This is a genomic window from Rhodococcus sp. BH4, from assembly GCF_002079265.1.
Classification (GTDB): Bacteria; Actinomycetota; Actinomycetes; order Mycobacteriales; family Mycobacteriaceae; genus Rhodococcus_F; species Rhodococcus_F qingshengii.
Genome location: NZ_CP014941.1, coordinates 936,148 through 960,358, shown reverse-complemented (window position 1 = coordinate 960,358; position 24,211 = coordinate 936,148). Strand labels below are relative to the sequence as shown.

24 protein-coding genes are annotated in these 24,211 nt (G+C 63.1%); 18 read left to right on the top strand and 6 right to left on the bottom strand.

From position 1 onward, the window contains the following. The first annotated feature begins 35 nt into the window (after positions 1–35). The 6 genes from A0W34_RS04530 (at position 36) to A0W34_RS33100 (ending at position 6,578) form a co-directional block, all read left to right on the top strand. Positions 36–1,661: an ABC transporter substrate-binding protein gene (locus A0W34_RS04530; protein ID WP_003945716.1), complete on the top strand. Its 1,626-nt coding sequence runs from the start codon at positions 36–38 to the stop codon at positions 1,659–1,661. Between the two features lie 43 nt (positions 1,662–1,704). Next, positions 1,705–2,664, top strand: a complete 960-nt coding sequence (locus tag A0W34_RS04525; RefSeq protein ID WP_081557383.1) for an ABC transporter permease — start codon at positions 1,705–1,707, stop codon at positions 2,662–2,664. Beyond that, positions 2,664–4,742, top strand: a complete 2,079-nt coding sequence (locus A0W34_RS04520) for a dipeptide/oligopeptide/nickel ABC transporter permease/ATP-binding protein (RefSeq protein WP_198035704.1) — start codon at positions 2,664–2,666, stop codon at positions 4,740–4,742. The genes A0W34_RS04525 and A0W34_RS04520 overlap by 1 nt, the downstream gene beginning before the upstream one ends. Then, positions 4,739–5,557, top strand: a complete 819-nt coding sequence (locus tag A0W34_RS04515) for an ABC transporter ATP-binding protein (RefSeq protein ID WP_003945888.1) — start codon at positions 4,739–4,741, stop codon at positions 5,555–5,557. The genes A0W34_RS04520 and A0W34_RS04515 overlap by 4 nt, the downstream gene beginning before the upstream one ends. A gap of 60 nt (positions 5,558–5,617) precedes the next feature. Beyond that, positions 5,618–6,355 (top strand): FadR/GntR family transcriptional regulator, encoded by a 738-nt coding sequence (locus tag A0W34_RS04510; RefSeq protein WP_050655749.1) that lies wholly within the window; start codon positions 5,618–5,620, stop codon positions 6,353–6,355. Between the two features lie 67 nt (positions 6,356–6,422). Then, a complete protein-coding gene (locus tag A0W34_RS33100) occupies positions 6,423–6,578 on the top strand; it encodes a hypothetical protein (RefSeq protein ID WP_003945810.1) in 156 nt (51 codons plus the stop codon). Between the two features lie 55 nt (positions 6,579–6,633). On the opposite strand, the gene A0W34_RS04505 is transcribed toward A0W34_RS33100, so the two are convergent. Together A0W34_RS04505 and A0W34_RS04500 are read right to left on the bottom strand one after the other, a co-directional pair. Next, positions 6,634–7,749: an NAD(P)H-dependent flavin oxidoreductase gene (locus tag A0W34_RS04505; protein ID WP_003945863.1), complete on the bottom strand. Its 1,116-nt coding sequence runs from the start codon at positions 7,747–7,749 to the stop codon at positions 6,634–6,636. Then, entirely contained in the window at positions 7,749–9,422 is a 1,674-nt protein-coding gene (locus A0W34_RS04500; protein WP_081558749.1) for an acyl-CoA synthetase, read from the bottom strand. Before A0W34_RS04500 ends, A0W34_RS04505 begins: the two co-directional genes overlap by 1 nt. 79 nt (positions 9,423–9,501) lie before the next feature. On the opposite strand from A0W34_RS04500, the gene A0W34_RS04495 reads away from it, so the two are divergent. Beyond that, entirely contained in the window at positions 9,502–10,326 is an 825-nt protein-coding gene (locus A0W34_RS04495) for a crotonase/enoyl-CoA hydratase family protein (RefSeq protein WP_007734275.1), read from the top strand. 137 nt (positions 10,327–10,463) lie between these two features. Here A0W34_RS04495 and A0W34_RS04490 read toward each other — a convergent pair whose 3' ends face one another. Both A0W34_RS04490 and A0W34_RS04485 read right to left on the bottom strand, forming a co-directional pair. Next, positions 10,464–11,438, bottom strand: a complete 975-nt coding sequence (locus tag A0W34_RS04490) for a hypothetical protein (RefSeq protein WP_081557381.1) — start codon at positions 11,436–11,438, stop codon at positions 10,464–10,466. A gap of 175 nt (positions 11,439–11,613) precedes the next feature. Then, the gene (locus A0W34_RS04485; protein ID WP_047269595.1) at positions 11,614–12,651 is read right to left on the bottom strand and encodes an LLM class F420-dependent oxidoreductase; all 1,038 of its coding nucleotides are present in this window, start codon (positions 12,649–12,651) and stop codon (positions 11,614–11,616) included. Positions 12,652–12,724: 73 nt separating this feature from the next. Between A0W34_RS04485 and A0W34_RS04480 the strand changes: the two genes are divergently transcribed. The 6 genes from A0W34_RS04480 (at position 12,725) to A0W34_RS04455 (ending at position 17,838) form a co-directional block, all read left to right on the top strand. After that, positions 12,725–13,702, top strand: coding sequence for a Zn-ribbon domain-containing OB-fold protein (locus A0W34_RS04480; protein ID WP_019746979.1), 978 nt, complete (start codon positions 12,725–12,727; stop codon positions 13,700–13,702). Between the two features lie 10 nt (positions 13,703–13,712). Continuing rightward, positions 13,713–14,783 (top strand): thiolase domain-containing protein, encoded by a 1,071-nt coding sequence (locus tag A0W34_RS04475; protein ID WP_003945801.1) that lies wholly within the window; start codon positions 13,713–13,715, stop codon positions 14,781–14,783. Next, a complete protein-coding gene (locus A0W34_RS04470) occupies positions 14,783–15,964 on the top strand; it encodes a thiolase domain-containing protein (RefSeq protein ID WP_007734272.1) in 1,182 nt (393 codons plus the stop codon). The genes A0W34_RS04475 and A0W34_RS04470 overlap by 1 nt, the downstream gene beginning before the upstream one ends. 36 nt (positions 15,965–16,000) lie before the next feature. Then, the gene (locus tag A0W34_RS04465; protein WP_019746978.1) at positions 16,001–16,864 is read left to right on the top strand and encodes a TIGR03619 family F420-dependent LLM class oxidoreductase; all 864 of its coding nucleotides are present in this window, start codon (positions 16,001–16,003) and stop codon (positions 16,862–16,864) included. 9 nt (positions 16,865–16,873) lie between these two features. Beyond that, positions 16,874–17,284, top strand: a complete 411-nt coding sequence (locus A0W34_RS04460) for a nuclear transport factor 2 family protein (RefSeq protein WP_007734269.1) — start codon at positions 16,874–16,876, stop codon at positions 17,282–17,284. 173 nt (positions 17,285–17,457) lie between these two features. After that, complete coding sequence (locus A0W34_RS04455; protein ID WP_020906296.1) at positions 17,458–17,838, top strand: VOC family protein; 381 nt, start codon at positions 17,458–17,460, stop codon at positions 17,836–17,838. 194 nt (positions 17,839–18,032) lie between these two features. Here the strand turns inward: A0W34_RS04455 and A0W34_RS04450 are convergent, their stop codons facing one another. Next, positions 18,033–19,283 (bottom strand): cytochrome P450, encoded by a 1,251-nt coding sequence (locus tag A0W34_RS04450; protein WP_007734267.1) that lies wholly within the window; start codon positions 19,281–19,283, stop codon positions 18,033–18,035. Between the two features lie 174 nt (positions 19,284–19,457). Between A0W34_RS04450 and A0W34_RS04445 the strand changes: the two genes are divergently transcribed. From A0W34_RS04445 to A0W34_RS04430, 4 genes are all read left to right on the top strand, one after another. Beyond that, positions 19,458–20,621, top strand: a complete 1,164-nt coding sequence (locus A0W34_RS04445; protein ID WP_003945509.1) for a steroid 3-ketoacyl-CoA thiolase — start codon at positions 19,458–19,460, stop codon at positions 20,619–20,621. A gap of 1 nt (position 20,622) precedes the next feature. Beyond that, positions 20,623–21,111 carry a nitroreductase family deazaflavin-dependent oxidoreductase gene (locus A0W34_RS04440; RefSeq protein ID WP_050655745.1) on the top strand — a complete coding sequence of 163 codons (489 nt, stop codon included), beginning with the start codon at positions 20,623–20,625 and terminating at the stop codon, positions 21,109–21,111. Positions 21,112–21,168: 57 nt separating this feature from the next. Next, positions 21,169–21,582, top strand: a complete 414-nt coding sequence (locus A0W34_RS04435; protein ID WP_007734258.1) for a hypothetical protein — start codon at positions 21,169–21,171, stop codon at positions 21,580–21,582. 94 nt (positions 21,583–21,676) lie between these two features. Beyond that, complete coding sequence (locus tag A0W34_RS04430; protein ID WP_003945460.1) at positions 21,677–22,348, top strand: GNAT family N-acetyltransferase; 672 nt, start codon at positions 21,677–21,679, stop codon at positions 22,346–22,348. 67 nt (positions 22,349–22,415) lie between these two features. Here the strand turns inward: A0W34_RS04430 and A0W34_RS04425 are convergent, their stop codons facing one another. Beyond that, the gene (locus tag A0W34_RS04425; RefSeq protein WP_003945561.1) at positions 22,416–23,330 is read right to left on the bottom strand and encodes an SDR family oxidoreductase; all 915 of its coding nucleotides are present in this window, start codon (positions 23,328–23,330) and stop codon (positions 22,416–22,418) included. 102 nt (positions 23,331–23,432) lie between these two features. Here A0W34_RS04425 and echA20 point away from each other — a divergent pair, with 102 nt between their 5' ends. Then, entirely contained in the window at positions 23,433–24,209 is a 777-nt protein-coding gene (echA20, locus tag A0W34_RS04420) for a (7aS)-7a-methyl-1,5-dioxo-2,3,5,6,7,7a-hexahydro-1H-indene-carboxyl-CoA hydrolase (protein WP_003945611.1), read from the top strand. Positions 24,210–24,211: the final 2 nt, after the last annotated feature.

Below are 24,211 nucleotides of genomic sequence, written 5' to 3'. Positions count from 1 at the left end.
CCCTTGATGTCCCGCTCCCCGCCTTGGAGGCCGCCTTGAAGAACGAACGACCGCTGAGCTCCGCGTTCACCCGCCGAGACCTGTTCCGGTACACCGGGCTACTGGGAGCTGCAGCAGGTATCACCGCGACTCTCGCGGCCTGTGGCGGCGGGCCGTCGTCGACCTCGGTTGTCGGCGGTTCCGCGAGCACCGGCGATCTGACCACCGCCATCGGATACGGCAACGACCAGAGCTTCGACCCGATGCAGACTGCATCCGGTTTCCTCATGGCAGCGGTCAACCACGTCTACGAGGGACTGCTCGAAAACGATCCAGGCACCGGTGAGACGTATGCGGCGCTCGCACAGGCCGTCCCGACCGACGCCACTGCCTCGAGCTGGACCATGAAAATCCGCGAGGGAGCAACCTGGCACGACGGCACTCCGGTCACCTCGGACGACGTCGTCTTCACCTTCGATCGCATCCTCGATCCACAGCAGAACGTACTGATCCGCTCCTTCTTCTCCTCCTGGCTGCAGTCCGTCACCAAGGTCGACGACCAAACGGTGACCCTGAACTTCAACTACCCGTTCAGCGCTGCCGCACAGCGTCTCTCGATCGCCAAGATCATGCCCAAGCACGTCTTCGACGGCCACTGGGACGAGGCCAAGTCCGGAGCGCTGGTCGTCGGTTCCGGTCCGTACAAGCTCAAGAGCCACACCCCCAAGAGCAATACAGCTTTCGAGGCCTTCGAGGCGTACAACGGGCCGCGTCCGGCCAACTTCGCGACCATGAACTGGCTCTCCATCGTCGACACCTCCTCACGCATCGCGCGCGTCTCGGGCAACAATGCCGGTGCACAACTCGCCGACAACATCCCCGTCGCCAACGTCCCCACTCTGACCTCCGGTGGGCGCACCGTCGAGGGCAACCCGGGCATGAACCTCATGTACCTGCTCTTCGACACCACTCAGGCACCGTTCGACGACGTTCGTGTTCGCCAGGCGATGTTCTACGCGATCAACACCCCGAAGATGATCGAGATCGCCCTCGGCGGCAAGGCAGCACCGGCCACGAGCTACCTGTACGAGCGCAACCCCGACTACGCGCGAGCGTCCACCGTCTACTCGTACGATCCGGACAAGGCCCGCTCACTCCTCGCTGCCGCCGGCGTCAGTGGCCTCGACCTGACACTGCTCTCCACCAACGTCAGCTGGCTGGCCGACTGCTTGCCGACCATCAAAGAGTCTTGGGACGCAGTCGGATTCAACACGACGCTCGAACCGCAGGACACCAGCGCCATGGTGAGCAAGCTCAACAGCGGCCAGAAGTTCCAGATCGCCGCCGGTACGTCCAACCCGCAGGCATTCGGCAGCGACGTCGACCTTCTCGTCCGCTACACGTACAGCAAGGGCGGCTTGTGGACGAAGACCTACGCCAAGTGGGACGACACCCCCGAAGCGCAGAAGATCTACGCCACCATGGACGAAGCCACCCGCGAGACCGACCCGGCAAAGCGCAGCACCCTCGTGCAGTCGTACCTGAACCAGATCGCCGAAAATGCTGTCTACTACCCGGTTCTCCATCAGGAACTCCTGACTGCGTGGGATCCGAAGAAGATCGCCGACGTCACTCCGCTGCCGTACCCCGGCGTCAACCTGCTTCAGGCGAAGCCGGCCTGATACCCGCCCGCTCGGCCGTTTCCCACAACTGAGAGATCCCCCGATGGCAAGAGTCCTCCCCATGCTGATCAGGCGATTACTGATACTGATCCCCCTGATCCTCGGCATCATCGCGTTCGTCTTCATCGTGATGCAGTTCGCGCCCACCGATCCCGCAACCGCGGCGTTCAACGGTGGCAACCCGACTGCGGAACAGCTGCAGCAGTTCAAGGAAGAGAACGGACTGCTCGATCCGCTTCCGCTGCAATACGTTCACTTCGTGACCGATCTGGTCAGCGGCAACATGGGTGACAGTTTGATTTCCGGTACCCCGGTGTTGGATTCGATCTCCACCGCTCTGCCACTGACCATTCAGCTCACGGTTCTCGGACTGGTGATCGCCATCGTGCTCTCGCTGATCTTCGGCGTCACCAGCGCACTGTTCCGCGATCGTTGGCCGGATCAGGTCATCCGAGTGATCTCCCTCGGTGGTGTGGCGGCACCGTCATTCTGGTTGGCACTGCTGATGATTCAGTATCTGGCTGTTCAACTCGGATGGTTCCCCACCGGTGGCTACGTCAATCCGAGCGACTCCGTCAGCGACTGGCTCTGGTACATGGCGCTCCCGGCGCTGTCCCTGTCACTGCCCGTCGCAGCACAACTCACGCGCATCATCCGCACGTCGATGGTCGAGGAGTTGGACAAAGACTGCGTCCGGACCGCGATCGGCAGCGGCCTGCCCTATCACGTGGTGATCGGACGGAATGTGTTGCGTAACGCGCTGATCAACCCGCTCACCGTCCTGGGTCTACGAGTCGGTTATCTCCTCGGTGGCGCTGTGGTCATCGAGCAGATCTTCGGCCTGCCCGGCATGGGTCAGCTCATGATCAACGGCGTCACCAACGGTGACCCCGCAGTCGTTCAGGGTGTTGTCATCGTCATCGCGGTCGGCTTCGTCGTCGTCAACCTCGCCGTCGACATCCTCTACCTGCTCGTCAATCCACGACTTCGGAGCGCAGCATGATGAGAAGAAAACTCACCGAGGAGCTTTCGCGACCCGGCATCACCTTTTCTCGCTTCCCCCTCTCGGCCTGGCTGTCGATGGCGGTTCTCGCGATCATCGTGCTCGCCTGCCTCTTCGCGCCGCTGATCACGCAGTACACCCCGCTCGAACAGGCGGTGGGTACCGCGGGCCCCAGCGCCGAGCACTGGTTCGGTCAGGACAGTCTCGGTCGAGATCTGTTCAGCCGCTTGCTCTACGGCGGACGCTGGTCGCTGACCATCGGTCTCGGTTCCACCTTCCTCGCACTGTGCGCCGGCGCTCTCATCGGATCGGTGGCCGCAACGAGCCGAAAAGGCGTCGACGAGACCATCATGCGTGTGCTCGACGTGGTCATGGCGTTCCCGGGCATCGCGCTCGCTGCCGTACTCGTCGCAGCCTTCGGTGGTTCGATCCCGGTTCTGATCGTCACTATCGCGTTCCTCTACACACCGATGGTGGCTCGCGTCGTTCGCGCAAACGTTCTCGCTCAGTACGGCGAGGACTACGTCGCGGCCGAAAAGGTCATCGGCGCAAGAACTTCACACATCGTCGTCAAGCACGTCGTAGCCAACTGTGCTGCGCCCGTTCTCGTCTTCTGCACTGTCATGGTCGCCGACGCCATCGTGCTGGAAGCCAGCCTGTCGTTCATCGGCGCCGGTGTGCGTCCCCCGGACCCGTCGTGGGGATCGGTGATCGCGGACGGCAAGAACATGGTCCTCCTCGGTGGTTGGTGGGCAACGGTGTTCCCCGGCCTGCTCATTCTGCTGACGGTGCTCTCCCTCAACGTGCTCGCCGAGGGCCTGACGGACGCGATGGCCGATCCGAGTCTGAAGAAGACCAAGAAGACGCCCTCCGCGCTCCAAGCAGCGCAGACCGCTGCAGCGGAGGAGACCTCCAACGAGCTCATTCTGGAGGACGAAGCCGCATCGGTCACCGACACTCCGGAGTTGATAGACGACTTCGCCGATCCGAGCGTCGTGAAAGATGTTCTCGAGCCGGCCGCCGAGCCGACTCCTCTCGAAACGCACCTGAAGATCCTGGCGGAAACCGAGCGGTCCCGCTCCGATCGTCTTGTGTACGAGGGCGATGCCGCACCACTCCTCGAGGTCCGCAATCTCACGATCCGGTTCCCGGAACGCTACGGAGACACGACGATCGTCGACAACGTGAGCTTCACCGTCCGCCCGAACGAGACGATGGCGCTCGTCGGCGAGTCCGGTTGCGGAAAGTCGCTCACGTCGCTGGCGATCATGGGTCTGCTACCCAAGACGGCAGTGGTGACCGGCGAGATCCTGTTCGACGGAGTCAACGTCCTCGAGCTGAACAACCGGGAGCGAAACAAGCTACGCGGACACGACATGGCCATGATCTACCAGGATGCGCTGAGTTCACTGAACCCGGCGATGCTGATACGCGCGCAGTTCAAGCAGCTCACCAAGCGCGGCGGTACCCGCACAGCCGAGGAACTGCTCGAACTCGTCGGACTCGATCCGGTGCGCACTCTCGCCAGCTACCCACACGAGCTTTCCGGTGGTCAGCGCCAGCGCGTTCTGATCGCCATGTCGCTCACCCGCAGTCCACGGTTGATCGTCGCGGACGAGCCCACCACCGCTCTCGACGTCACCGTCCAGGCCCAGGTCGTGGACTTGCTCAACGACCTTCGGGAAAAGCTGGGGTTTGCCATGGTTTTCGTGAGCCACGATCTTGCACTCGTTGCTTCACTCGCTCACAAGATCACGGTGATGTACGCCGGTCAGGTCGTCGAGTCGGCGCCCACGAGTGATCTGCTCGTCGATCCCCGCCACGAATACACCCAGGGCCTTCTCGGGGCCGTTCTCTCGATCGAGGACGAAGCGCCGCGGCTGCATCAGATTCAGGGAACTGTTCCCTCGCCCGGAAACTTCGCGCCGGGTGACCGTTTCGCCGAGCGTTCCACTCGCCCGGACTCCGACCCCCTCCGAAAGCCGGAGATGGTCCGGGTCGACGGGACCGAGCATTGGTTCGCCAGCCAGTCCGCGACTCCCGTACGTACAGAATCGGAATTGGAGAGCGTGCGATGACTACAGCTGAAGCACCCATCCTGGAACTGAAGAACATTCACGTCGTCCACAAGACCCGTTCGGGATCACTGTTCAAACCGGGCACGGTTCACGCGGTCAACGATGTCAGTATCGACGTACGACGAGGGACGACGATCGGCATCGTGGGCGAGTCGGGTTGTGGCAAGTCCACTCTGGCCAAAGTCATGGTCGGACTGCAGAAGCCGACGTCGGGCGACGTGGTCTTTCGCGGCCGAAGCGCTCTGACCCGGTCGGCCGGCGTGCGCAAGGAGTTCGGCCGAGCGATCTCGATCGTCTTCCAGGATCCGGCTACCGCGCTCAATCCCCGAATGACGGTGGCCGACATCCTCACCGATCCACTCGACGTCCACGGCATCGGCAACCGCGCGAGCCGAACCGCCCGAGTTCGCGAGCTGGTCGGTTTGGTCGGACTCCCCCAATCTGCGCTCGAAGTCATCCCGAGCCAGATCTCCGGCGGTCAGCGGCAACGTGTCGCGATCGCGCGTGCACTCGCGCTCGAACCTGACGTCATCGTGGCCGACGAGCCGACGTCGGCGCTCGACGTCTCGGTGCGAGCGCAGATCCTGAATCTGCTCAGCGACATCAAGGCTCGGTTGGGGCTCGGCATGGTGTTCATCTCGCACGACATACAGACGGTGCGGTACGTCTCCGACACCATCGTCGTCATGAACGCCGGGCGGATCGTCGAGCAGGGAACGGCCCAGGAAGTATTCGACAGCCCGTCCGATGCGTACACGGCCAAACTGCTGGGTGCGGCGCCCAGCCTCCTGCAACGCACCGTTGACGTGGGTTGACCAATGGAGCGGATGACCGGACATAGGATGAAGGACGTTCGTATCAGAAAAGGGGAATCGATGTCTGTCCGGAGTGGCACACAGGGCGCTCGTTTCAGCGCGCAAAACCGCATGCGCGCACTTCAGACGGACATCATGAACTTGATCCTCGAACGCAGGCTCTCCCCCGGCGACCCGATGCCCACCGAGGCCGAACTGTCCGAGGAATTGGGTATCGGCCGAAACACGCTCCGGGAGGCGCTCAAGGTTCTGCAGGCCTTGGGCGTCGTCGAGATCCGTCACGGCTTCGGAATGTTCGTCGCCCCTAGCAACTTCGACGCTCTCGCCGACGGCCTGACCTTCCGTGGCCGGTTGTCCTTGCAGGGCACCGGGCACGAGGCGATGGAACTGGTCGACATTCGTCAGGCACTCGAGACCGGACTGATCGGTGCGGCGATGGCCGAGATGACGTCGGCCGACCACGCCGACCTCGACGAACTCGTCACCGGCATGGAGGTCCGTGCCGCTGCCGGGAAGAACTTCTCCGACATCGATGCGACCTTCCACTCCCGCCTGTACTCCCCTCTCGACAACCAGGTCCTCGGTCAGTTGATGGACGTCTTCTGGCAGGTGTACAGCGAGATACAGCAGGCCATCGGGCATTCGGATACGCCACTGATCGACATCGCGTCGAAGCACCGTGCGATTCTCGATGCGATCCGTACGGGTGATGCAGTCGAGGCGGCGCACACTCTCGATGTGCACTTCGGTGGCCTGCGCGAGCGGATCGCCAGTCTCCATGCGTCCGAAGCGCAGTAATTTCGAAACACGTGATTTTGCTCCGCTGGCTCACCATCGCGCCCGTTCTTCCGGCAAAATTACGGGTATGAAGAACCCGAACCTGACGCCTTCGCGCGTTCTCGCAGTTGTCCTCGCTGCCGCCCTGGTCATTTTCGTGATCGCACGCCGCCGCGACGACGGCGCCCTCAGCCGCGGAGAATGGTTGTCGGACACCGTCGGACCGGACGACCTCGCCGGCTGAAACGACGTGTGCCCTCGGCCGAAACTCGGCCGAGGGCACACGCACGTGTCATCTACTACTTCATCGAATCCAGTCGGGTTCGCGCGTCCTCGAACCCGGATACCAGCTCTGCCATGACCTCGGCGACCGGGCGGATCTCGTTCATCCGTCCCACGATCTGACCGACGGGCATTGCCACAACTTCCGGGTTCTCCGATGCAGCGATTCTCTGATGAGCGTCGCTGACCAGAAGGTTCTGCAGCGGCATCGGCAAGGGCGCCGGTGCTCCCGGGTTCGACCAGGCTTCCGTCCACTTGGTCTTGAGCAACCGAGCGGGCTTACCCGAGTAGATGCGCGAACGAACGGTGTCGGCCGACGTCGCGCCCAACAGTGCACGCTGAATAGCGGACGGGCCCTCGCCCGATGCACTGCCGAGTTTGTATTCGGACGTGGTGAGCCAGTACGAGCCCATCCACACTCCGGACGCACCGAGTGCAAGTGCGGCAGCCACCTGACGGCCGCTGCCGATACCCCCGGCAGCCAGCACAGCAGCTGAATCACCCAGTGCATCAACGATTTCCGGAACGAGAACCATCGACGCAATTTCGCCGGTGTGACCGCCTGCCTCGTAGCCCTGCGCGATCACGATGTCGACACCGTTCTCGACGTGACGACGCGCATGCTCGACGGCGCCGGCCAGCGCTGCTACCGGTACGCCCTTCTCGTGCGCCTGATCGATGACGTCCTTCGGCGGTGATCCCAGCGCATTCGCAATCAACGCAATCCGGTGTCCCAGAGCAACATCGACGTGTGACCGCGCCACCGAGTGAAGCCATCCCAGTACGCCGGTCGCATGCTCGACGTCGTCGGAAAGCGGCGGCACACCGAGCTCGTCGAGCGTGCGGTTGACGAAGGCGCGGTGCTCCTCCGGAATCAGCTTGTCGAGATCGACGGCGCCGCCCTCGGTCGGCACCTTGGCCGGCATGACGATGTCGACGCCGTACGGCTTACCGTCGGTGTTCTCGTCCATCCACGTCAGTGCGGCTTCGAGCTCTTCCGGGTCGTTGAACCGGACGCAACCGAGCACGCCCAGACCTCCCGCGCGGCTGATCGCGGCCGCGACGTGCTCGGAAGGAGTGAATCCGAAAATCGGGTATTCGATGCCGAACTTGTCGGCGAGATCCGAACGCATCAGGCTTCCACGCTTTCGTTTGCGGACGCCACAGGAGCGCCGTTTCCGTTGTGATCATCGGCCTCGCGCGATTCCGTTTCGGCCTTCGCCCAGCGGTAGTCGGGCTTGCCTGCCGGGTTGCGCTTGATCTGGTCCACGAACCACACGCTGCGCGGAACCTTGTATCCGGCAATCTCTTTGCGTGCTGCGGTGGCGATGTCGTGCAGCGTCGGCGACGTGCCTTCGCGTACCTGGACCACTGCGGCAACGCGCTGACCGAAGCGCTCGTCGGGGATACCGACCACCAGGACGTCGAAGATGTCCGGGTGCGCCTTCAAAGCGCCCTCGACCTCTTCCGGGTACACCTTCTCGCCGCCGCTGTTGATCGACACCGAACCGCGGCCGAGCATCGTGACCGTGCCGTCGGCTTCGACCTGCGCATAGTCGCCGGGGATCGAGTAGCGAACGCCGTTGATGGTGCGGAAGGTTTCGGCCGTCTTGACCTCGTCCTTGTAGTAGCCGAGCGGGATGTTGCCCTTGCGAGCGAGCATGCCGCGCTTGCCCGATCCGGGTTCGACCTCGTTGCCGTCGTCGTCGAGAACCGTTGTGGAGGCGTCGATCTTGACCGTCGGACCGCCAGTGTGCTTCTGGCCCTTGCTCAGCACGGCGAGTCCACCGAAGCCGGTCTCGGATGCTCCGATGGAGTCCGTCAGCAGGCGGTTGGGCAACAGTTCGAGGAACTGCTCCTGGATACTCGGCGAGAAGAGTGCAGCACTGCTGGCCATCACGTAGAGCGTCGAAAGATCGTACGGCTCACCGGTCTCCGGGTTTCCGGCGATGAGTGCGTCGAGCATCGGACGGCCCATCGCGTCACCCGTGATGAAGATCAGGTTGACCTTGTGCTTGTCGATGTTCTGCCACACCTCGTGGGCGTCGAATTCCGGGTGCATCAAACAGGTTCCGCCGCCGAAGAGGCTGTGGAATACCGCCGACTGCGAACCGCCGTGAATCATCGGGGGGATCGGGTAGCGGATCATGCTCGGGTTGGCGGCGCCGACCTTCGCCATCTCGTACTCGTCCTCGACCGGAACTCCGGTGACGAAGTTGATGCCTCCGCCGAGAACACGCCACCAGTCCTCGTGACGCCACATGACGCCCTTGGGACTTCCGGTGGTGCCGCCGGTGTAGAGCATGAAGATGTCGTCGTTGCTGCGCTCTTCGAAATCACGCTCACCCGAACTCTGCGCGAGTGCGTCCTCGTAGCCGATGCCGAAAGCACTGAAGTCCAGATCGGTGCCGTCCTCGACCACGATGACGGACTTGACCTTGGGAGTGTTCGGCAGGACGTTCGCGACCTTGTCCGAGTAGCGGCGCTCGTGAATGAGGGCAACCATGTCGGAGTTGTCGAAGATGTACTGCAACTCGTTCTCGACGTACCGGTAATTGATGTTGACCATCACGGCCCGGATCTTGAAAACCGCGACCATGGACTCGATCGCCTCGATGACGTTCCGGCAGTAGATGCCGACCTTGTCACCCGGCTGAACGCCATGTTCACGCAGGTAGTGACCGAGGCGGTTTGCTCGGTCCTCCAACTGTGCATAAGTCATCTCGCGGTTGTCCGAGACCAGCGCAACGCGGTCCGGAACGAGGTCGATTGCGTGCTCTACGAAGTCTGCGATGTTAAGGGCCACGAGTTCAAAGTAGAACGTGTTACCGTTTCTGGCAAGACCCAATTTGAGAGCCAGCTCACAGACCCGCCAGGAGCCATCAGTGTCCACTTCGACGACCGAAAAATCAGACATTTCGGAAACCGCGCCGCATTGCCTCGTGGAGAAGCGTGGCCACGTTCTCATCGTGACCATGAATCGCCCCGAGCGTAAGAACGCCATCACCGGCGAGATGATGGCGATCATGGTCGACGCCTGGGATCAGGTCGACAACGACCCCGAGATCCGTGTCGCCATCCTCACCGGTGCGGGCGGCGACTTCTGCGCCGGCGCCGACCTCAAGAACATGTCCGCCAAGCCGCCGGGAGATTCCTTCGCGGGCGGTGGCGTCGACATGTCCAAGATCGAAGGCCTCCTCAAGGGCCGTCGGTTGACCAAGCCGCTGATCGCCGCCGTCGAGGGTGCAGCCATCGCCGGCGGAACCGAAATCCTGCAGGGCACCGACATCCGCGTCGCGGGTGAGAGCGCCAAGTTCGGCGTCTCCGAAGCCAAGTGGGGGCTCTTCCCGCTCGGCGGTTCCGCAGTGCGTCTGGTGCGACAGATTCCGTACACGATCGCGGCGGACATCCTGCTCACCGGTCGTCACATCAAGGCTCCGGAGGCCAAGGAGATCGGGCTCATCGGCCACGTGGTCCCGGACGGCCAAGCCCTCGACAAGGCGCTGGAGCTCGCGGACCTGATCAGTGCCAACGGCCCCCTCGCCGTGCAGGCGATTCTCAAGACCATCCGCGACACCGAGGGCATGCACGAGGAAGAGGCCTTCCAGATCGACGCACAGCTGGGTATGAAGGTGTTCATGAGCGCCGACGCCAAGGAGGGCCCGCGGGCTTTCGGTGAGAAGCGGGCGCCCCAGTTCAAGGGTGTCTGACCCACCCCTGTCTGAGCCACCCCCGTCTGACCGACCCCCGCCTGAGCCCCCTTTCCTGTCCGCTCTCGGTCCCACCCACCCCCTTTTCGAGCGAACGTACCTTTCGGCGCCTTCAGTGCGCCGAAAGGCACTTTCGCTCAGCCGGTTTCGTCCAATTTCACCCATCTCGACCTCGCGAACACCTGCGGCCGGGGACGTGACTGCGCCAATCTGTAGTGCGCACGCAGGTCCTCGATCACGCGATCAGGGTCCGTTCGCAGTGCACTGGGCACCGTCGGCAACACGATGATTCCCGCATTCTGCATACGCGTCCGACGCTCCACCGTGCGCTTGTAGTCCGTCGGCGCGGCATGCCATTCCAAGGAGTCGATGTCCCACGCGAAGGCAACCGAATCGATCCATCCGTCCGGAATTGCGATGAAGTCCCCGTTGGCATCCCGGATCTCATGGTTGAACAACATTTCCGGCAGCCCGCTCCGCTGCCACAATTTTCGCGCGTGAACCTCCGGAACCGAGTGGACGTTCGCGTTCACTTCGCGCAACACGACCCGAGGTAGCGCGGAACCCCGACTGCTACCCGCTTCGAGTTCCTTCGCAAGTTCGCGCACCGAGACATCGCCGCGCTGAACAGCCTCAGCGATGAGTGCCCGTGTGGGATCGAGCGCCTTGTACCGCCTCGCAGCGTCGAGTAACGCTCGCGGCAGCGGAGCACAGCGCAGACCGTTCCGAATCTCCGGCTCGGGCAGTCGAACAGTGCGCTCCACCGTGACGAACCCAACCGATTGAACTCGACGGTCGATGGGGATGAGCACCTGCACATCCCCCGAGTGCGTTCGATATCCGTACTCCGACATGGCTGATCGCCCGGTCAGCAGGGAATCGTCACCGCTCAACATGAGCGCAGCGATCGAGCGTTGACGTGGCGTCGGTTGACCGTTTCTGAGCAGAATGACCCCCGGCAATATGCGCTGCCACGGTCCACCTACCCGACACCGGGTGTGCACTGCGGAGTTGGACACGCCCAATCGCGCCAACTCCGCCGTTCGGATCACTCCGCTTCGACTGACGCGGTAAATCGCGTCCAGATCATCGCCCCACGTTCCTCGCCGCATGGTTGCAGCATGACTCGAGCATCAGCGCGGGCCCCGGCGGCGAACTGGGGTTTCGGTGCGCCTGTGGATAACTTTGGGCGAGCGAAAGGTACGTTCAGCGCCTCAGATGCGCTGAACGTGCCGTTCGCTCGAAGAAAAAGGGGGGTACCGCTCGAAAATGGGGGGGGTGCCCCGCTCAACCACCCACCGCGGCCGCGAGCTCTCGCACATGGTCGGCGTCGCGGCAGGTCACCAGCAGCATCGTGACTCCGGCTTCCTCCCAACGCTTCACGTCCGCGCGCACCTCGTCGACGTTGCCGATGATCATGGTCTCGGTGACCATCTCGTCGGGGACGACGGCAGCAGCTTCGTCCTTGCGGCCCGACATGAAGAGGCGACCGATCTCGTCGACCTCCTTCTCGTAGCCCATCCGCTTGTAGACCTGCGCGTGAAAGTTCAACTCCGGGGCGCCCATTCCGCCCACGTAGAGGGCGGTCATCGGCTTGAGAGCAGCGATGGCAGCGGCGCGATCGTCAGTCACGATGACCTGGCACGTGGCGGCCACCTCGAAGTCTTCGCGACTGCGACGGGCCCCGGCGCGCGCGAACCCTTCGTCGAGCCACTTGTTGTACATCGGGGCCAGGCGCGGGGTGTAGTAGATCGCCAGCCAGCCGTCGGCGATTTCACCGGCGAGCGCGACGTTCTTCGGCCCTTCGGCGCCGAGCCAGATCGGGATGTCCGCACGCAGCGGGTGCGTAATGGGCTTGAGCGGCTTGCCAAGTCCCGAACTACCCGGTCCCGCATACGGCAGAGGGTAGTGGGGACCGGGACTGGTGACGGGCGCTTCACGGGCGAGGACCTGGCGCACGATCGAGACGTATTCGCGGGTGCGCGCGAGCGGCTTCTCGAACGGCTGGCCGTACCAACCTTCGACGACCTGCGGTCCGGATACGCCGAGCCCGAGGATCGTTCGCCCACCGTTGAGGTGATCGAGAGTGAGCGCGTGCATGGCACAGCTGGTCGGTGTTCGCGCCGAAATCTGTACGACGGAAGTACCGAGCCGAACCGTCTCGGTGCGCGATCCCCACCAGGCGAGCGGGGTGAAAGCGTCCGAGCCCCACGACTCCGCCGCGAAGACCGCGTCGAATCCCGCGCCTTCCGCGGCCTCGATCAGTTCCGGGGCGTTTGCCGGCGGCTGTGCGCCCCAGTATCCGAGTTGCAACCCAAGCTTCATCGCAGGCCTCCACATTGCCGGTGATCAGAAGTGACTCTTGCCACAATCTCTAGAACCTGTTCTACTCGATCTTGTGACCATCGGAAAGAGCGGGGTGGCCGACAAGCCCCTGAGCGCACCATTGAATCTCCATTTCGACTACACCAGATCGACGGGACCGACCATCGGCGCGTTCGTGACTGCCCTGCGTGATCGCAAGGTGATCGGCGCACGCGGGTCGAACGGTCGTGTCTTCGTGCCGCCACCGGAATTCGATCCGGACACGGCCGAACCACTGACCGACTTCGTCGGAGTCTCCGACGGCGGAACGGTCGTGAGTTGGACGTGGATGCCCGAACCCATCGAGGGTCAACCCCTGACGAAGCCTTTCGCGTGGGCCCTGATCAAGCTCGACGGCGCGGACACGTCCATGCTCCACGCAGTCGACGTCGACTCCCCCGACGACATCAGCACCGGCCTGCGGGTCCGTGCTCGCTGGGCGTCGGAGCGGATCGGGCAGATCAAGGACATCGAGTGCTTCGAACCAGGTGAGAGCGAAAATGGAATCGCGACAGTCGATTCCAGCGCCGATCCTGTCACCATGATCACGACGCCTGTCGACCTGCACTTCATGCATTCCGCTTCGGCCGAGGAGAGTTTCTACCTCCGCGGTCTCGCAGAAGGCAAGCTCATCGGTGGTCGCAGCGGACCCGAAGACAAGATCTACATCCCACCGCGCGGCGCGAATCCCACCAACGGGAAGCCGACGAGCGAGCAGATCGAACTGCCGGACAAGGGAATTGTCACCACCTTCTGCATCGTCAACGTCCCGTTCCTCGGGCAGCGAATCAAACCGCCCTACGTGGCCGCCTACGTGCTTCTCGACGGGGCCGACATTCCGTTCCTGCACTTGATTCTCGAATGTGATGCCGCGGACGTACGCATGGGCATGCGCGTCGAAGCCAAGTGGAAGCCTCGCGAAGAGTGGGGTTACACCCTCGAGAACATCGAATACTTCCGGCCGACAGGTGAACCCGACGCCGAGTACTCCACCTTCCAACACCACCTGTGAGGCTCCTGAAATGACTTCTGCAGACATCGCAGTCGTGGGCTTTGCTCAGGCACCCCACGTCCGCGAAACCAACGGCACCACCAACGGCGTCGAGATGCTCGTCCCGTGCTTCCAGCAGCTCTACAGCGATCTGGGAATCACCAAGTCAGACATCGGCTTCTGGTGCTCCGGATCTTCCGACTACCTGGCCGGACGAGCGTTCTCCTTCATCTCGGCCATCGACTCCATCGGAGCGGTCCCGCCGATCAACGAATCTCACGTCGAGATGGACGCCGCGTGGGCCTTCTACGAAGCGTGGATCAAGATCTTGACCGGTGAGGTCGAGACCGCGCTGGTGTACGGATTCGGCAAGTCCTCCGCCGGGCACCTGCGCAAGATCCTGTCCATGCAGCTCGATCCGTACCTCGTCACTCCGCTGTGGCCGGACTCCGTCTCGATCGCCGGACTTCAAGCCCGACTCGGACTCGACGCGGGTAAGTGGACACAAGAGGACATGGCGGAGGTTGCCGCTCGTAGCCGTCGTCACGCGCTGAGCAATCCGAAGGCTCAGCTCGCAGGTGAGGTCGACATCGAGGCCCTTCTCGCCAGCCCGTTCCTCGCGGATCCGTTGCGCGCACACGATTGTGCGCCCATCACCGACGGCGCGGCAGCAATCGTCCTGGCCTCGGGTAACCGCGCCCGCGATCTCTGCGAGCGGCCGGCGTGGATCACCGGACTCGAGCATCGCATCGACTCCCCCAACCTGGGTGCACGTGACCTGACCACCTCACCGTCTACTACGTCGGCAGCCAAGGCGGCAACGGGCGGCGAGGTCGGCAACATCGACGTCGCCGAACTGCACGCACCGTTCACTCACCAGGAATTGATCTTGAAGGAAGCGATCGGCCTGACCGACGCCACCACGATCAACCCGTCCGGCGGTCCGCTCAGCGGCAACCCACTGTTCGCCGGTGGTCTGGAACGAATCGGCCACGCCGCCAAGGCAATCTTTGACGGCCAGGCGAATCGCGCTCTGGCCCATGCAACAAGCGGCCCTGTGCTGCAGCAGAACCTGGTAGCAGTCTTGGAGGGACGGAACTGATGGCCGGAACGCCTCAACTCGCGGCCGTGCTCGGCACCGGCCAAACTCACTACGTCGCAAAGCGTCACGATGTCTCGATGGCGGGCTTGGTCCGTGAAGCCATCGACGCCGCGATGCTCGACGCCAACGTCGGCTGGGACGACATCGACGCCGTCGTCATCGGAAAGGCCCCCGATTTGTTCGAGGGTTCGATGATGCCCGAACTCGCCATGTCGGATGCTCTGGGCGCAAACGGAAAGCCGTTGCTGCGTGTTCACACTGCCGGATCGGTGGGCGGTTCGACGGCTATCGTCGCCTCCAGCCTGGTCAAATCCGGTGTCCACAAGCGGGTTCTGACGGTTTCCTGGGAGAAGCAGTCCGAGTCGAACGCCATGTGGGCGCTGTCCGTACCGGTTCCGTTCAACATGCCGGTCGGCGCCGGTGCCGGTGGATACTTCGCCCCGCACGTCCGTTCGTACATTCGTCGATCGGGCGCACCGGAGCACATCGGCTACCTCGTCGCGGTGAAGGATCGGCTCAACGGCAGCCTCAATCCGTATGCGCACTTGCGGCAGCCGGACATCACTCTCGAATCGGTACAGGCATCTCAGATGCTCTGGGATCCGATCCGATACGACGAGACCTGCCCGTCCTCGGACGGCGCGTGCGCTCTGGTGATCGGCAACGAGGAAGCGGCCGCACAGGTCGAGGCCGAGGGTCGTTCGGTCGCGTGGATCCACGCGACGGCCATGCGCACCGAGCCGACCTTCTATGCCGGACGCGATCAGGTCAATCCGCAGGCCGGCCGTGACGCTGCAGCAGCACTGTGGAAGTCAGCGGGAATCACCGATCCGCTGAACGAGATCGACTGCGCCGAAATCTATGTCCCGTTCTCGTGGTTCGAGCCGATGTGGCTCGAGAACCTCGGCTTCGCGGAGGAAGGCCAGGGCTGGAAGCTGACCGAGGCAGGTGAAACCGCGATCGGCGGCAAGCTCCCGGTCAATGCCTCGGGCGGTGTTCTCTCCTCCAACCCGATCGGCGCCTCGGGCATGATCCGATTTGCCGAGTCGGCGATGCAGGTCATGCACCGCGCCGGCGATCACCAGGTAGCCGATGCTCGCAAGGCGCTCGGCCATGCCTACGGCGGTGGCTCGCAGTACTTCTCGATGTGGGTCGTCGGCTCCGAACGTCCCACCACGTAAGCAGCAGCACACACGCCGATCAGGAAGAGGCCGAAGATGAAGTACACCGTCGGGGTTGCCATGAACCCCTTGGACCAGTTAGCCGGTATCGCCAAAACTGCCGAGGAATGCGGCTTTTCGTCGATCGCTCTCCCCGATTCACTGTTCTTCATGGAAACACAGGCGGCGGATTACCCGTACACCCCGGACGGGTCTCGGATGTGGAATGCCGAGACCCCTTGGGTCGATCCGCTCATCGCCGCGGCTGCAATGGGCGCGGTGACCGAGAAGATCGAGTTCTACACCCAGGTGCTCAAGCTGGGTAGCCGCAATCCCGTCCTGCTCGCGCGGCAGGTCGGTTCGGTGGCGGCATTGACGAACAACCGTTTCGGCTTCGGCGTCGGAATCGGTTGGGCTCCGGAAGAGTTCGAGTGGTGCGGCGCTCCGTACAAGCGTCGGGGCGCACGTGTGGACGAGATGATCGACGTCCTCAAACTGATCCTCGGCGGCGGCATGGTCGAGTATCACGGTGAGTTCTTCGATTTCGATCGCCTGCAGATGAGCCCGGCCCCCACCAAGCCGGTTCCGTTCTACGTCGGCGGCCACACCGAGGTCGCACTCAAGCGTGCTGCGCGAGTCGGCGACGGTTGGACCTCGGCGATGATCAAGTTCGACGACCTGGTGGGTGTGATCGCACGACTACGCGAACTGCGCGCCGAGTACGGCCGCGAGAACGAGCCGTTCGAAATCCAGACGGTGTGCATCGACCGTTTCGGCAAGGACGGTTACGCAGAGCTCGAAGATGCCGGCGTCACGGACATCATTACCGTGCCTTGGGTTTTCGACGGAATCGGATTCGATGCCCCACTGGAGGCAAAGCAGGATTCGATGCGCAAATTCGCCGAGCAGTACATCAACTGAGGAGCCGCGATGACCGACGAACACCCCGCCCGCGTCGCGGGTAACGCTTCGCGCGCCGCAGCGAGTGGCAAGAACAAGGAAGCCTGGCTGGACCTCTTCGCCGAGGACGGTTGGGTGGAAGATCCGGTCGGGCCTTCGGGCTTCGATCCCGAAGGCAAAGGCCATCACGGGCGCGAAGCGATCTCCAAGTTCTACGACATGACGATCGCGAACGCGGACAAGCTCGAATTTCTGATCGACGATTCCCTGGTGTGCGGCAACGAGAACGTCAACATCGGCAAGATCCGAACCACCATCGGCGGCTCGATCATCGACGCCGAGGGCGTGTTCGTCTACCGGGTGAACGACGACGGCAAGATCGCGTCGCTTCGAGCATTCTGGGAAGTGGACCGTGCAATGAAGACGGCACGCAAAGCCTGAGAACCCACAGTACGAGCGCGGCCCCGGTCATCGACCGGGGCCGCGCTCGTCGTATTCGAATCAGCCTGTCGTACTTGCACCGAGAAGCTCGAAATGGTTTCCTGGTTCCCAACGTCGCGTGTCGATGACGGACTGCGTCAGGCATGGAGGCGTCGTACCGCAAGGGGTCACTCATGACCATTTCGTTCAATCACACCATCATCGCCGCAAAAGACCGACAAGAGTCTGCGTGGTTCTTCACTCACATGTTCGGCCTTCCAGGCCCGGTCGAAGCCGGCTACTTTCTCGGCGTTGAACTCGAGCACGGCGTGACGTTGGACTTCGCACAGGTGGAAGAAGGCGCCGAGGTTGCGTCTCAGCACTATGCCTTCCTCGTCTCCGAGGATGACTTCGACGGCATCTACCAGCGGATACAGGCGCTGAAACTGGATCACTGGGCCGATCCGCGCCAGTCGAGTACCGGCTTCAACACCAACGACGGTGGGCGTGGGGTCTACTTCCTCGACCCGTCGGGACATTTCCTGGAAGCCATCACCAAACCGTACGGCGGCTGAATTGGAGATTGAACTACAAACGGCGGCGCCTACGGGAGATGAGGGATCCCGCAGACGCCGCCGCAGTTCCAGGTTGCCAACAAGTGGCTCCCCGGAACGTCTACTGTAGTTCTGCGTGTTCGAGAGTGCAGAGGCAACTCCCGAAAACCTACACAGAACCTACTCGCCGGTTACCAGGTCAGTATATGTCCGGATCAGTGTTTGACCGGGCAGCCCGATGTCTTGTAATCAACCTGAAACTCTTTGATGCCGTTGAGCCAGCCCGAGCGAAGGCGTCGGGGATCCCCGAGCCTGGTGATGTCGGGTAGGTGATCGGCGATCGCATTGAAGATCAGATCGATTTCCAGACGGGCCAAGTTGGCGCCGATGCAGTAGTGCGCACCGGTGCCGCCGAATCCGAGGTGCGGATTGGGGTCACGCATGATGTCGAACTTCGTCGGGTTCTCGAAGACGTCCTCGTCGAAGTTGGCCGACGCGTACATCATCACGACGCGATCGCCCTTCTTTATCTTCTGTCCGCCGAGTTCGGTGTCTTCGAGCGCGGTGCGCTGGAAGGAAGTCACCGGGGTCGCCCAACGAACGATCTCGTCGGCCGCCGTCTTGGGGCGTTCCTTCTTGTACAGCTCCCACTGGTCGGGATTGTCGAGGAAGGCAACCATGCCGTGTGTGATGGCATTGCGAGTGGTCTCGTTACCCGCGACCGCAAGCAGGATCACGAAGAAGCCGAATTCCTCTGGGGAGAGCTCATTTCCGTCGATGTCAGCTTCGATGAGCTTGGTGACGATGTCATCGGCGGGACACTTCTTGCGCTGATCCGCCATCTGGTACGCGTATCCCAGAATCTCCATCGACGCTGCCTGCGGGTCGATGTCGAACTCGGGATCGTCGTACGACGTCATCTGGTTGGACCAGTCGAAGAGCTTCATTCGATCTTCCTGCGGCACACCGAGAAGCTCGGCGATTGCCTGCAGCGGAAGTTCGGACGCGACCTGAACCACGAAGTCACCGGCACCGCCGGCAGCCGCGGTCGTGACGATCTTTTCGGCACGCTCGGTCAGTTCCTCGCGCAGGCTGTTGATGGCGCGCGGGGTGAATCCACGAGATACCAGCTTGCGCAGCTTGGTGTGCTCCGGAGCGTCCTTGTTGATGAGAATGAATCGCTGCATCTCGACGTTCTCACGCGGGATGTCGTCGGCGAAGCGAGGAATCGCAGTGTTCTCGTGGGTCGAGAAGATGTCGCTTCGCTGCGAAACTTCCTTGACCTCTTCATGACGGGTGACCACCCAGAAGCCCTCGTCCTGGAATCCACCGATTTCCGGGGGCTGCGGATTCCACCACACGGGGGCCGTCTTCCGGAGTTCGGCGAACTCCTCGAACGGCATGCGTTCCGCGTAGATGTCGGGGTCCGTGAAGTCGATTCCCTCGGGGAATGCGGGCTGTGCCACTGATGTCTCCTGCCCTAAGCCTTTTCATCACAGGGGTGATGGGGATCCGTGATGTGTAACACGTTCTACTCTCATTGAAACACAAGCCTGCTTACTAGGAAAGGAAACGTCGGCAGGTCTTGCTTCCCGCAGAGAACCTGTTCTACTTTTTCATTACAAGGAAAGGAGCCCGCTGTGGGCACACCAGTAATCGTCGAGGCTGTCCGTACACCGATCGGCAAGCGCGGAGGTTGGCTCGCCGGTCTGCACGCCGCCGAGATCCTCGGAGCTGCACAAAAGGGAGTTCTCGACCGGTCGGGAATCGACCCGTTGCTGATCGAGCAGGTGATCGGCGGCTGCGTCACCCAGGCCGGCGCTCAGTCCAACAACATCACGCGCACGGCCTGGCTGCACGCCGGACTTCCGTGGCAGACCGGCGCAACCACCGTGGACTGCCAGTGCGGTTCGGCCCAGCAGGCGAACCATCTGATCGCCGGTCTGATCGCCACCGGCGCCATCGACGCCGGTATCGCCTGCGGCATCGAAGCCATGAGCCAGGTTCCCCTCGGCGCCAACGTCGGCGATCAGGCCGGACCGCGCCGACCCGCGACGTGGGACATCGACATGCCCAACCAATTCGAAGCTGCAGAACGCATCGCGCGTCGACGCGGACTGACCCGCGACGACGTCGAAGCCCTCGGCGTCCGCTCGCAGGCGCTGGCCAAGCAGGCTTGGGAGGAAGGACGTTTCGACCGCGAGGTTCTCGAACTCTCGGCACCCCAGGTCGACAAGGAAGGAAACCTCACGGGCGAGACCAAGGTCGTCAATCGCGATCAGGGCCTGCGCGATACGACGGCGGAGTCCCTTGCCCGACTGAAGCCCGTCCTCGAAGGCGGGATTCACACGGCCGGAACGTCTTCCCAGATCTCCGACGGCGCGGCCGCAGTCCTGCTCATGGACGAGGACAAGGCTCGCGCGCTCGGATTGAAGCCGCGAGCCCGCATCATCGCCCAGGCGCTGGTCGGCTCGGAACCGGAATTCCACCTCGACGGACCGGTGCAGGCAACCAGCCGTGTCCTGGAGAAGAGCGGAATGAAGATCGGCGATCTCGATCTGTTCGAGATCAACGAAGCATTCGCATCCGTCGCACTGTCCTGGGCTCAGGTTCACGAACCTGACTTCGACAACGTCAATGTCAACGGCGGCGCGCTCGCTCTCGGCCATCCGGTCGGCAGCACGGGATCTCGCCTGATCACCACCGCACTGCACGAACTCGAGCGTCGCAACGGCTCGACGGCTCTGATCACGATGTGCGCCGGCGGCGCACTGGCCACCGGAACCATCATCGAGCGTATCTGAGATGACTACTCCCCCAGCCAAACCCAAGGGACTCGACGCTCCGGCGACGGTCAAGATCATCAAGTGGATGTCGAAGGCGAACGTCGCGATGTATCGCGCCACCGACGGGCGGCTGGGTAGCAAGTGGCGGGTCGGCAGCGCGTTCCCTCGCGGGCTGCCGATCTGCCTGCTGACCACCACCGGTCGCAAATCCGGCGAGGAGCGGATCAGCCCGCTGCTGTTCCTCGAGGACGGCGAGAACGTGATTCTGGTGGCGTCGCAAGGCGGTCTTCCGAAGAACCCGATGTGGTACCTCAACATCAAGGCAGACCCGGTGGTGACGGTGCAGATCAAGTCTCGGATCCGCTCGATGAAAGCCCGCGTCGCGGCCGAGGACGAGCGCGCTCGGCTGTGGCCGATGTTGAGGGCGATGTATCCGGATTTCGACAACTATCAGGCCTGGACCGACCGGGTCATTCCCGTCATCGTGTGCGAGCCACTGAAGAGTTAAACGAACTGTTTACAACAAAACGTTTACATTGACCCGGGTTCGTGCCACCCTGGGTTCATGACCGATGACCAGTTCAGACCGATCGATTCCGGCCGCGAACGCGCACATCGCGAGTACGCCGGACTCTTTCGAATCAGCGAGCGCCACGGCGCGACCCCAAGCCAGCGCGCGCGGCAATCTCATCCGGAGATGCTCGAGCCCTACGGCGCGGTGCGCGTCGTGGCTCGTCTTGCGGGTGGCACCGACACACCGCAGCCGAACGAACCCGAGGTCGACGATGCCGACGTCATGGCCGCGTTGACTCTGATCCCCAAGGCCCGAGCCGAAATGGAACAGCTGGAAGCACTGTTCCTCGGGATTGCCCGCGAACGGGGCATGACCTGGCAGGACATCGCTTTCGGACTGGGACTCGGAAGCACTCAAGCCGCCCGCCAGCGCTACGAACGGCTCGTTCGCCGCACCGGAGGCTGAACGCGTGCCATAACCGGCGAGTTGGAGCACTATTGACTCGTACGGTCCGCACGGCGTTTCGACAGAGCCTCGAACACAGCAAGGAGTCGCATATATGACGACGCATATTCAAGATCAAATCCTGGACCGACGCGAGATCACCTCAGCCCTCGTGCGTGCGCTGGAGCGTCGCCACGAGGTGCTGGACGCAGTGGTCGACAGCAAGGACCACCAGGAGGCACTGACCACCGTCGCGGAACTCCTCGGCACGTCGGAAGCAAATGCCGAAGCAGTTCTGAGCCTCAAGTTCAGCGCACTGACCAAGGCAGCGCGCGATCGCATCCAGGGCGAGCTGGAGAATCTCGACGCCACTCTCGAATGGACGACGCTCGATCGTCCCGCGAGCAGCGGGCAGAACTTCACCCTGCGTCCGTTCAGCGACAGCGCAGAAGACAAGGCACTGTTCACGATTCGCTCGGCCGAGCAGCTCGGCGAAGACGGCAAGCCGTGGAGCGAGGATCGGATCGAAGCCGAGCGCGTCGGCGGTCTCGGTCGGATCGACGACGAGAGCGCTGCCTGGTTCGTCGCCGAGGACGTCTCCGGTGACGGCCCGAAGAGCGTCGGCCTGGTATTCGGCGAACTCGACGGCCAAGAGGTGAACGTGGCGATCTGGATCGCGCCGGAATCTCGCAAGAAGGGCTACGGCACCGCCTGCGTGAAGCATTCGCGGCGCGAACTCGCAGCTGAGTTCCCCGGCACCGTGTTGGTGGTTCGGGCGCCCGCGTAGGCGGCACGCCGCCTGTGAGTGGTTGAGGAGTTCCTGCACTCCTTAACCACTCACGGGGCCGGAGGCCCTACGCCCCGTACACCGGCGTCGGAATCTCCGCCTTCTCCAGCAGCGTTGCCACGACGGGCCCGATCTCCTTCGGGTCCCAGCGATCTCCCTTGTCCTCGCTCGGGCCGTGACGCCAGCCCTCCGCGACGGTGATCTTTCCGCCCTCTACCTCGAACACCCGGCCCGTGACGTCCTTGGACTCGGCGCTACCGAGCCAGACGACCAGCGGCGAGATGTTCTCGGGAGCCATGGCGTCGAAGCCCTCTTCCGGAGCTGCCATCGCTTCTGCCATCGCCCCGCCCGCGCCGACAGTCATGCGTGTGCGCGCAGCAGGCGCGATCGCGTTGACACTGACTCCGTAATTCTTGAGCTCGGCGGCGGCCTGGATGGTCATCTCGGCGATGCCGGCCTTGGCCGCGGCGTAGTTGCCCTGGCCGATCGAACCTTGCAGTCCTGCACCCGAACTGGTGTTGATGATGCGTGCGTCGACGGTCTTGCCTGCCTTGGCCTCGGCGCGCCAGTAGGCAGCTGCGTGACGGAGCGGCGCGAAGTGCCCCTTGAGGTGCACGCGAATCACCGCGTCCCACTCGCCTTCGCTCATGCCGACCAGCATGCGGTCCCGCAGGAAGCCTGCGTTGTTCACGAGTACGTCCAGGCCACCGAAGGTGTCGATCGCGGTCTTGATCAGATTCTCGGCGCCCGCCCAGTCGGCGACGTCGTCTCCGTTGACCACTGCTTGGCCACCGGCGGCGATGATCTCCGCGACAACCTGCTCGGCCGGACTCTCACCGGTCGCGGAACCGTCGGCACCCGCACCGATGTCGTTGACGACGACCTTGGCGCCCTCGGCAGCAAATGCCAATGCATGCGCACGTCCGATACCGCGGCCAGCCCCGGTGATGATGACTACGCGTCCGTCGACCAATCCACTCATATTTGTCTCCTAATGCACTCTGCTCGGGCTTGTCGGCTCCGCTTGTGTGCTAACTTACCAAGCAATCGCTTGGTTTGGTACACAGACGTAAGGAATCCCGATATGGGCATCAGCACCTCCTCCGACGGAACCGGCATCACCACGGTCACCATCGACTACGCGCCGGTCAATGCAATCCCGTCCAAGGGATGGTTCGAGCTTGCCGACGCCATCCTCGACGCGGGCAAGGATCTCAACACTCACGTGGTGATCCTGCGAGCCGAGGGACGCGGATTCAACGCCGGCGTCGACATCAAGGAGATGCAGGCCACCGAGGGATTCGACGCGCTGGTCGCCGCCAACCGCGGTTGCGCCGCGGCCTTCGCTGCCGTCTACGACTGTGCTGTACCCGTCGTCGTGGCCGTCAACGGATTCTGTGTCGGCGGCGGCATCGGACTCGTCGGCAACGCGGACGTGATCGTCGCTTCCGACGACGCGATCTTCTCCCTCCCCGAGGTCGACCGCGGCGCACTCGGCGCTGCCACACACCTCTCGAGGCTGGTGCCACAGCACATGATGCGCACGCTCTACTACACCGCACAGAGCGTCGACGCACACACACTCAAGCAGTTCGGCAGCGTCTACGACGTGGTCCCGCGCGAGAAGCTCGACGAGTGCGCTCGCGAGATCGCCGCGAAGATCGCTGCCAAGGACACCCGCATCATCCGGTGCGCCAAGGAAGCCATCAACGGCATCGACCCGGTGGACGTCAAGGGCAGCTACCGCCTCGAGCAGGGCTACACCTTCGAACTCAACCTCCTCGGCGTGTCCGACGAACACCGCGACGAGTTCGTCGCCACCGGCAAGCCGCGCGAGAACGCAACCCAGAAGGAAGGCTGAGA